At 70.5% G+C, this 9664-nt stretch carries 7 protein-coding genes; 3 read left to right on the forward strand and 4 right to left on the reverse strand.

Features of this window, described 5'->3' with window-relative positions:
• The first annotated feature begins 122 nt into the window (after positions 1-122).
• Genes BA175_RS24830 through BA175_RS24840 form a run of 3 tightly spaced genes read left to right on the forward strand, consistent with a single transcriptional unit; the run spans position 123 to position 3725 of the window.
• A complete protein-coding gene (locus tag BA175_RS24830) occupies positions 123-1859 on the forward strand; it encodes a transposase family protein (protein WP_254667970.1) in 1737 nt (578 codons plus the stop codon).
• On the forward strand, positions 1856-2599 hold the full coding sequence (locus tag BA175_RS24835) for an ATP-binding protein (protein WP_069173692.1): 744 nt from the start codon (positions 1856-1858) through the stop codon (positions 2597-2599). Before BA175_RS24830 ends, BA175_RS24835 begins: the two co-directional genes overlap by 4 nt.
• A 13-nt stretch (positions 2600-2612) precedes the next feature.
• The gene (locus BA175_RS24840; protein ID WP_229758425.1) at positions 2613-3725 is read left to right on the forward strand and encodes a hypothetical protein; all 1113 of its coding nucleotides are present in this window, start codon (positions 2613-2615) and stop codon (positions 3723-3725) included.
• Positions 3726-3757: 32 nt separating this feature from the next.
• Here BA175_RS24840 and tpg read toward each other — a convergent pair whose 3' ends face one another.
• From tpg to BA175_RS24860, 4 genes are all read right to left on the reverse strand, one after another.
• On the reverse strand, positions 3758-4312 hold the full coding sequence (gene tpg, locus BA175_RS32335; RefSeq protein ID WP_107407635.1) for a telomere-protecting terminal protein Tpg: 555 nt from the start codon (positions 4310-4312) through the stop codon (positions 3758-3760).
• A gap of 329 nt (positions 4313-4641) precedes the next feature.
• The gene (locus BA175_RS24850; protein WP_069173693.1) at positions 4642-5607 is read right to left on the reverse strand and encodes a hypothetical protein; all 966 of its coding nucleotides are present in this window, start codon (positions 5605-5607) and stop codon (positions 4642-4644) included.
• A 276-nt stretch (positions 5608-5883) separates the two neighbouring features.
• A complete protein-coding gene (locus tag BA175_RS24855) occupies positions 5884-8544 on the reverse strand; it encodes a DEAD/DEAH box helicase (RefSeq protein WP_079159774.1) in 2661 nt (886 codons plus the stop codon).
• 48 nt (positions 8545-8592) lie between these two features.
• Entirely contained in the window at positions 8593-9261 is a 669-nt protein-coding gene (locus tag BA175_RS24860) for a hypothetical protein (RefSeq protein WP_069173695.1), read from the reverse strand.
• Positions 9262-9664 lie beyond the last annotated feature (403 nt).

The raw sequence follows: 9664 nt of genomic DNA on the forward strand, positions 1-9664 counted from the left end.
TCACCCCGTTCGGCAAGGAGGGAAACGGCGAGATGACGGACAGCGGATCGAGGGACACCAACGGCGGCCACGGCGTTGACGTGGGAGGACAGTGGCCGCCACCGTCGGGGGATCCGGCCGGCGTGCTCGGAAAGCAGTCGCTGGTTGCGCTGCGGGCGCCTGCGGTGCGCCGCCTGCTGGCGCTGCGGGCCCGGGGCGGTCTATCGCGGCAGCACGTGCGGCTGGCGGGGGAGTGCCTGGGGGCATCGGAGCGCACGGTGTGGCGGTGGCTGGCTGAGGCGTCCCAGAGCCCGGAGGCGGCTGCGCACCCCGGAGCCCGCCACACGAGCAGGTTCGAGATCACCGCGGAAATCCGGGTGCTGCTGGCGTACTGGCACGGCAACGCCTCCGCAGTCCACCGCCAGCTCGTGGAGCGCGCCGCAGCCGAGGCCGGGGGCGTACCAGCACATACGTCCGGCGCTGCTGGGCCCGTCCCGCCCGGCCTGGTGGCTGTGCCGGGCGGGGCAGCCCTGTCGCAGGTGCCGCTGCTGGATCCGGTCCCGTCCCTGTCGACGTTCCTGCGCGCGCTGCGCCGCGATCTGACGGCGGGGGAGCGCGCCGGTCTCGCCAGCGGACCGGAGGCAGCACGCGCCCATGACGTGTTCGGCAAGCGGCCGGCGTCATGGCGCAACTACGCCTGGGAGACTGACCACGTCCAGGCCCCGCTGCTGGTCGACGCTGACGGCGACCTGGTGCGCCCGTGGATCACCTGGTTCATCGACACCGCCACTAAGGTCATCACCGGTACCGCTGTCACCCCGGGCCATCCCTCCCGCGCGTCGGTACTGGCTGCTTTGCGCGCCGCAGTGGTGCGGGACGATCCCTACGGCCCGGCCGGGGGAGTGCCGGAGCTGGTGAGGATGGACCGGGGCAAGGACTTCCTGTCGGCCGCCGTAACCACCGCGCTCGGTGCGATGGGTGTGACGGTCAAGGACTTACCCGCCTACAGCCCGCATCTGAAAGGCACGGTGGAAAGCCTCAACCGGGCTGCGGACCGGATGCTGTTCGCCGCCCTGCCCGGCTACACCGCCGGGCCCACCAGGCCCCGCTCGGAGCGGCGCGGACGTCCCGCGGGGGCGCTGTCCGCCCTGTCGTTCCAGGACTTCACCGCAGAGGTCCTGGAGTGGACGAACTGGTGGAACACCGCGCACCGCCCGAAAGCCCTGTCGGGCCGTACGCCGCTGGAGGCGTGGCAGGCCGATCCGACCCCTGTCACCGACATCCCCGCCGCCGACCTGTGGGCCTTCACCCTCGAGGACGACGGCCGGCCCCGGAAGCTGACCAGCCATGGCGTGAGCTGGCGCGGCCGCACCTACACCGCCGCGTGGATGACCGGCCAGGCCGGCCGCCAGGTCCGCGTGCGTTACATGCCCCACCACGACCACGAGATCGAGGTCTGCGACGCCCGCGGCCGCCACCTCGGCCCGGCGCACCTCGCGGACGCGGCCACCCCCGAGCAACTGCAGGCGCTGCGCGAGGCACGCGCGGAGCGCGCCCGGCGCCTGCGGGCCGACACGAAGGCCGCCGAACGCCTGCGCCGCCAGCGATTCGCCCCCACCACCAGCGCGGAGCCCGCCCAGCGGCTGGGAGCCGTCACGGCCGCCCAGGCCGATCGTGAACTCGCCGCCGCCGACTACACCGACGTCGCACGGCTGGCACTCCCCGACTTGATCCCGCCCGCCCCGCCTCCGGCGTACTGGCGCACCCCGCCCGCCCTCGCGGCCAGCACAGTGCCAGCCCCGCCCGCCTCCGCTCCAGCCGACCCGTCAGCGGACGTTGCGCCGGAGCCCGACTCCCGACCCGCAGGAGACGCCACGTGACCGCTGCCACCTACCAGTACGTCGACCTGCCCGATGCCTCCGTGGTCACCACCCGGGCCCTGCTCACCGCACGGGAGAACATCGCCGACACCGTTGCCGCGCGGGCCATGATGTGTATCCACGGCGGCGCCGGCTTCGGTAAGACGCTCGCGGTCAACACCTGCCTGCGCGAGCTCGAACCGAGCGAGGATGTACGACGGGTCACCTTCCGCGCCCGCCCCACCGCCCGAGCGGTGCGCTACGAGCTGTTCACCGCGCTCGACCTGGCCGGCGAGCCGCCCCGCCACCCCAGCGAATTCGACCGTCTGCTCAAGACCGCCCTGGCCGAGCGCCCCCGCACCTTTCTGGTCGACGAGGCCCAGTGGCTCAACGGGGAGGCGTTCGAGTACTTCCGCTACCTCTGGGACGAGCCCGCCACCCGCTTCGCGGTCGTCTTCGTCGGCGGCGAGGGCTGCCACACCGTGCTGCGCCGCGAACCGATGCTCTCCTCCCGCATCTTCATCTGGCAGCACTTCACCCGCCTCACCCCCAGCGAGGTCCTCGACGTCATCCCCCTGTTCCACCCGATCTGGGCCCACGCCGACCCCGACGACATCGCCTTCGCCGACCAGCATGCCGCGCACGGCAACTTCCGCGCCTGGGCCCAGCTGACCGCCCACGCCCGCACCGCCCTGGCACGCACCGGCCGCCCCCGCGTCGACCAAGAGCTGCTGCGCTGGGCCTTCAGCCGCCTCGCCTGACACCCCACCGCCCGTGCCTCTCGCCCCGCCGCTGCCGCCCGTCACCGTGGTTCTCGACCGCCACGACGACGCGCTGTACACGCATACGGCCCTGGCCGCCCACCACCTGCCGGCTGGCCGGATCACCCTGCACCCCGGCCCGGGCACCACCAGCGAGACCGGCCTCGCCCACGATCTTCTCGCCGCCCTGGGCAAACCGCCCCTGCTCCCGGGCCGCTTTCCCGGCGGCCGTCAGCCCGCCTGGGAAGCCGCCACGGCCTGGATGACCGCCCTGCCCGTGACCCGGCTGACCGTCCTGCGAGCCCACCGCCTCACCGCCCGCCGCGCGATGCGCCTCCTGCGGCTGCATGCCCTCACTGGTATCCACCTGACCCTGGTCTGCCACCGCCCTCACCTTCCCGCCGCCCTGCACCAGGCCCTGCGGACGGCCGACTACTCCGTCACCACCGACTTCGAGGCAGCCCGCCGCCACTACTACGGCACGCCTATCACCGAACCCCCGCCCGCAGACAAACCCGCCGGGCCGGCAGACCGGTGGCTCACCCTGCCCGCACTGGACCGCCTCGTCTCCTACGACAGCCCTCGCCCCTGCATCGATCCGTGCATGCCGCCGCCGATCGCCTTCCGGCACCGCCCACCACCCGTGGTTCTCACCGCGCACACCACCCAGAAAGTCGCCCACCGGCTGCACGCGGCGACCGCACACCCTCGCCTGGCCGCGGCCGTTGCCGCCGCGCTGTTCACCGGCGCCTCCCTCCAGCAACTCGCCACCGCCCGCCCCCGCGACTACGACACCGCCGCGGCCACGCTCGCCCTGCACGACCGCGCCCGCTACACCGACGGCTGCGCCGCCTACCCCGTACCACCCTGGGCGGGCGTCTTCCTGCGAGCGGCGGCCTGCTTCACCCGGCTCGTCTCCGGCGAGGACCAGGAACTGCTCGCCGCGCCAGGTGACCGTGCGCACCTGCTGCGCGTGGCGGAGACGGCCAAGCTGCGCCCGCCCCAGCCGCCCGCAGCCCGCCGCCAAGGCCCGGTCGGCCGTGTTGAGTGGGACTGGCGTGAGCGGCAGGAAGCCGAGAGGTACGAAGCGGTGCCGATCAGTCGCATCAGAGCCTCACGACACTGAACACCCTGACGCGTTCGCTCGAAGAGGCAGGCTCAGTCGATCGAGAAGTCGGCGAACTCGACGTCGCTGAAGACGATGTGCAGACCGTGAGCCCGGCGGCCCCATTCGCGGAAGTAGCTGTGTCCCAGCGCGCGGGCGAGGATCACCGTCTGCTGCTGCTCGCCCGCGCCAGCGTCCCGGGCGGCGAATAGCTCCCGGGCTACCTCTCCCGGCAGGTCCTGGGTGATCCACCGCACCCGCGGATCGTCCGAGGAACCTGCTGGCGCGGCGAAGCCAAATCGCGCCCGGGTATGGAAGACGAACCCCTCTGCCTCTGCCTGGGCACGCCGACGGGCTCGTATCCGGGGCTGCCACCGAGCCAGGACCGCTTCCTCGATAGCCCGGACCTGCAGCGGACCCGGCGTGCGCCGCGCCCCGGGCCTCTTCGTCACCCACCGCTGCACGGTTCGCTGTGAAACGCCCAGAAGACGTGCCACCTTCCTCGTGGAGCCTTTCTCGGATCTCATGAGGAAACGCAATGCCGAGGTGCCTGTAGGTACCGGGCGCGTCAGCAGTGCTCGTTCGATTCCATTGCTGATCTTTCCCATGACTCTCCCCGGCTCTTGACCCCTATGGCTATCGGAGCTGCCAGCTCTCTCACAGAGGTGGCCACTCGTGACCGAGATCCGCCGTATAGGGCGAACGACCGGCGAACCTGGGCTATAGGCGCAGAACGGGGGACGGAGATGGTGACGGACAGAGGTCAGAGTGCCCCGGTCAGCGGGGCCTGCTCAAGGATCACCGCCGAACGTGGTGAGAGTCTGTGTCCCGGCCGCAATACACGCGAGGTGGTCCGGGCTGGCTGTCTTGCGCGCCGACTCATCCTGCGTCCGTAGGCCGAGAGGACGCTGGCGCCGCGAGCGGACCCGCGCCCATGCTAGGGGTGACGGCCCGTCTCCTGCGGCGTCTGGAGGTCGTGCACGAGGGAGCGCAGATTGACGTGAACCAAGGCGCGCGGGGTGTTGAGCCCGCGCGACGCCTGCTGGAGGAAGACGCCGGTCTTCTTCTCCGCGACGACGTGGTCGGCATAGCCTGCGGCACAGGCAAGGTAGAACAGATCATTTAGGTCGTTGCGTACCCACTTGTCCGATGCGTTGCGCAAGCGGGCCTGGGTGATCTCCAGTACTCCGCCGTTGAAGGGCAAGCGAGCAAAGAAGTCGACCACCGTTTCCTCGTTCAGGAGAGCAGAGGCGTTCTCGCTGCTGATACCAGCGATCAGGAGTGCCTGGGCGATGTCTCTGCCCTGATCGCTCAGCATGTGTGCGGCCGTCACCAGACGTATGTCGCGATCTCCTGGATGGTCCCGCATGTACTGGGCGAGCGTCGAGAGGGTAGCGGCCCATCGCTCGATGACCGCATTGCTGGCGGCCAGTTCCTCCGGAGAAAGCGTGTCCTCCAGCAGGGCGCTTGCCCAGGCCACCTGCCAGGGAAGGCCGGCCGGGCGATGGGCGGCGGTCGGCGCGGCAGCGCTGATCGAGGGCGTGTAGTTGAAGAAGGGGGAGTTCGCGGCGGTGGTGAAGACGTCCGTTGCCGTCAGCTTCGTCCCGCTGAACGCGCCCACCAACTCGTACCGTCGGACGACCAGCGGATTGAGCATGTGCCACCCGCCGTAGCCGTCCAACATGGCTCGTGCGAGCCGACGACGGCTGGACTTCAAGCCGCGGTGAGCGGTCTCTACGAGGTGGGCCATCGACAGCGGCAACCGGACCTGCCCGGTCGCGGCCAACTCCCACAATGCAGTGGCGGCTTCGCGCTCCTCAGCCTTTTGGATCTTCTCGGGCGCAAAGCGTGCCCGCGCCATCGTGATCCAATGATTTTGATCCAGGTAGATGACCTTAGACACTGCGCCTCACTCCGTGTGCCTGGGATGCCCGTGCCGGGTTGCACAAGACAGACCAGTAGGGCGGCAGCCGGGTTGTACGGTTTCTCCCCCGCTCTGCATCGTGTCTCCGGCATGCTGACCGCCCACCGTGCAGCACGCAAACACCCCCGGCAAGCACGCACTGGGGCATGGCGCAGCACAAACGCCGCGAGTTCCAGCTGCCACGTCGCGTTGCGGAACTGACGGAACCCCTCGCTGAGCGGCGTAGCCGCAGGCAGTTGCGGCTGACCTCCGGCTCTACGCCCACCTCACGTCCAGCTTCCGTAGTGCGTCCAGTTGTTCTGCGGTGAGCTTGTCGCGGCGTTGCTTCTGGTTGGAGTACCAAATCCCCAGCGCCAGGTCGTGCTCCTGGCCGTCGATGACGACCTTCTCCCGGTGAGTCCGCTTCACCGAGGACTCTCCTTCGCGGGCGATGTACTGGGCGAGGGCTGCCAGGCCGCGCTGGAATGCCTGCTGTGCCTTGCTCGGACCCTTCGTCGCGGACGTCGTCGCCGGGGCGATGGCCACGGGGAGGGTCGCGCCCCGCACGCCCAGCGCCTCCAGGCGCTCGCGCTGCTCGGGCATCAGCTGCGCCCAGGTGCCCGGCTCCTGCTGCCGCCACCGCCACGTGCCGATGTCGTCGCCCTCGAACGTGACGCCGGGCGCGATGTAGGGCAGGACGCCGTCGGCCTCGACCAGGTCGGCGAGCACCCGGTAGTGCCGCTGCCAGCTCAGCGGCCAAGGGCAGTTCCAGTCCGGGTCGACCGCCGCCAGCTGCTTCGCGCGCTCCGCCGCCCGCTTCGGGTCCTTCCCCAGGCCGCCCTTGCGGCGCAGGTTGGCCATGTGCTGCCCGATGGGCACCATCGCCTCCCCTTCGCCCCACATCGCGTCCTGGCGCGGCGCGAGGTGCCCGGAGGCGCGCCGGTAGGACCGCAGGGCGGCGAGCTTGGTCTCCCACGCCTCCTCGCCCGGTTCCCAGAGCATCCCGGCCTCCGGCGCGTCCAGCAGGGTCTTGCGCCGCTTCTCGAGTTCGCCGGCGCGCAGGGCCTTGCGCTGCTGGTGAACCCAGCGCCCGAGGGGGAAGTCCGTGGTGACGCCGACTGCGACCTCGACGTCGTAGGGGACGGCGTGGACGCCGGTGATGTCGTTCTCCTTCCGCCAGCGGATCAGGGCCTGGTAGCCCTCCAGCCACACCAGCGATTCCGGCCGGTACACCCGGGTCCGCAGGAACGCCGCGATCGTCGCCGCGTCGCGCGGACTGGAGAAGTGCAGCAGCGCCGCCTCGGCAGTGCCGTCGGCGCCGTCGCCCTCCTCGTCCTCGCCTCCGCCCGCGCCACCGGCCCCGACGATCCGCCCGTCCTCGTCGCGTCGCAGGTGGACCTTGCGCTTGCCGCTCGTGAGCGCCCGGGAGGCGAGCTGCTCGACCAGGCGCTCGTCATGCGAGCGCAGGCCCTGGAGGACGGCGACGAGCGGCTTGAAGCTGGCGGAGGCGACCATGTCCTCGGGGTCCTCGTTCGGCTCCAGGAAGACGGGCACGATGATCCTGGCCACCTTCGTGCTGCCGTCGCGGTTGAGCCGGAGGGCCCGCCCGATGTTCTGCACGATCTCGACCTGGGAGCCGCGGGTGTCGGCGAAGCACACCGCCTCCACGCCTCGTTCGCCGGTGATGTCGACGCCTTCGCCGAGGACGCGGACGCTGGCGAGGAAGGCGCGGTGGACCCGGCGGTTGTTGGCGTCGATGCCGTTGGCGAACTGGCGGATCACCTCGCGGCGTTCGGCGACGAGGTGGTCGCCGCACAGCCACGCCGACCACATCCGGTCCGGGGGTACGTGACGGCCGGCCTCCAGCTCGTAGAACTCGGCCTCGATCGACGACGCGGGCAGCTTCCCGGCGGCCACCAGGTCGGCGTCGGAGGCGTCGTTCATGTACAGCGCGGTGGCCGTCTCTGGGAGCTTCTTGGCGAACGCGGCGGCTTCCTCGACCTTCTGGTGGAACGTCATCACAGTGCGCAGGTTCCAGGCGGCGGCGTGCTCCAGGAGTGCGGTCTGCAGCAGCGCCAGGCGCCGGCCCCGCCGCGCCTCCTCGGACTCCCCGAGGACGGGGGAGGGGTCGTGGATCTCCAGGACGTCGATCTCGAACCCGGCGAGGATCTCCCGCTCGATCGCCTCCGACAGCCCGAGCTCCGCGAGCCACGCGCCGTAGGTCCCGTTCGGGTCGTCGGCCATCGTCGCGAGCTCCACCTCCTGACCGCCGGTGTCCTTCCGCGGCTGGGGGGCGGCGAGGATGCGCGGGGTCGCGGTCAGGTAGAGCCGGAAGTCGGCGGGGATCCGCTGGTTGTCGTGGATCGCCGCCCACGGACGACCGAGATCACCGGCGGTTCCGTGGGCCTCGTCCACGATGGCGAGGTCGAAGCCGTCCATGCGCTGGCCGTAGAGCCGCTCACCGCCCGCCAGAGCGGCCTCCAGCGGCCCGCGAACCTTCCGGCGGCCCGTCGGGTCCTCCGGGTCCTCGCGGTCCACCAGGGAGGCGTACGTGGCGAACACGACGACCGGTCCGGAACCGGCCCACAGGGCCAGCTGAATCGGGTTCGTGGTGGTGCGCACGCCCAGCTCGTTCAGGACCGCGTCGTTCTCCAGCGAGCACACCGCGACCATCGGCGCCCGGTGTCTCATCGCGTGCCACGCCTGGGTGGTCTGCACGAGCAGGTCCAGGGTTGGCACGGTGACGAGGATCCGGCCGTCCGCGAACGACTCCAGCGCGCACGCGGCGGCCGTGATCGTCTTGCCCGACCCGGTCGCTGACACGATCGTGCCCCGGGCACCCTGCGGGGGCACAGATGACTTTGCAGGAAATCCCACCCACTTACGAAACGCGGAGCGCTGATCTACCTGGTGTTTCCTGAGTGAGATGTCCTGCATATTCGGACTCCCTTTCCGGGACGGGCTTCAGGGTGCCGGGGCGTGAGGTTATTTCGAGGGTGTGCCGATGTCGTCGAGTCCTCTGAGCCCCCACGCGTCCAGTCCGGCGTAGATGGTGGCTGTCTGGCAGCGCGGTGATTCCATGACTTCGGCTTCGCCGCGGTAGACGGCGATCAGAGAGTCGGTGCCGCGCCACCAGGTGTCCGCAAAGCCGGCGACCTCTGGCACGACCTCGAACCCGTCCAGCTCAAGCTCGTCCACGGCAACGCCTGTCAGCGTCGTGGTCGTACGCGCACACCGACGGGCGTGATCCGCCAACGCCAAGGCCTCCACCCACCCCTCGACACTCGCATGCAAGGGCACCCACTTCCCGGCCTCGAGCCCGAACTCCCCGCTCGGCCCTACCACGAACGCATAGGGAAGAGCCGTACGCTGCGCCCCGGCCTCGAAGAACCAGTCAGGGGCCGGCCCTTTGGGAACGCCCCCGCGGAACGCCCGAGGGCCCCCGTCGTAGTGAGGAGACGGGGGAAGGGCCAGGCCACCCCAGACAGCTTCGAAGGCGGCCACCCGATCGATCTGCTCCTCAGGAGTGCCGTGCCCTCTCCAGAGAGCTCTGGACTGCTTGACATCACCGCGACCAGTCCAGTAGCCGTGGCACCCAATAAAGTACTGTGCCCTACGGGTAAGCCCCTCGGGGATTCCCTCATCGATTGACATCTCAACCCCTACCTACTTTTCGCCAATCCTACATGCTGCATCATCCTGAGCCGCGCGCTACATTGGAACCCACACATACAAACGACCCTCACCTCTTATAGCCAGCCCGGCCCGCGCCAGCGGGCCTCAACAGTTCTGGAGGCGCAGCCGGAAGGACCGTCAGGCGGGGGAGCGCAGCGGACTCGCCCGCCAGGCTGGAGCGAAGCGGAAGCCTGTTAGCGGGACGTCGTACCGCTAGTCCGGGAGCGCAGCGGACGGACCGTCACCGAACCCGCGCAGCGGGCTCGGTGCGCGGATGGCGCAGCCATCCGCCAGCGCTCACGCGGAGCGTGAGCGCAACACCCGCGCGCAGCGCGGGTGTTCGTTTGCCCATCGCGCAGCGATGGGGTACCCGCTCCGCGGG

The sequence above is a fragment of the Streptomyces griseus genome (assembly GCF_001715295.1).
Lineage (GTDB): Bacteria > Actinomycetota > Actinomycetes > Streptomycetales > Streptomycetaceae > Streptomyces > Streptomyces griseus_G.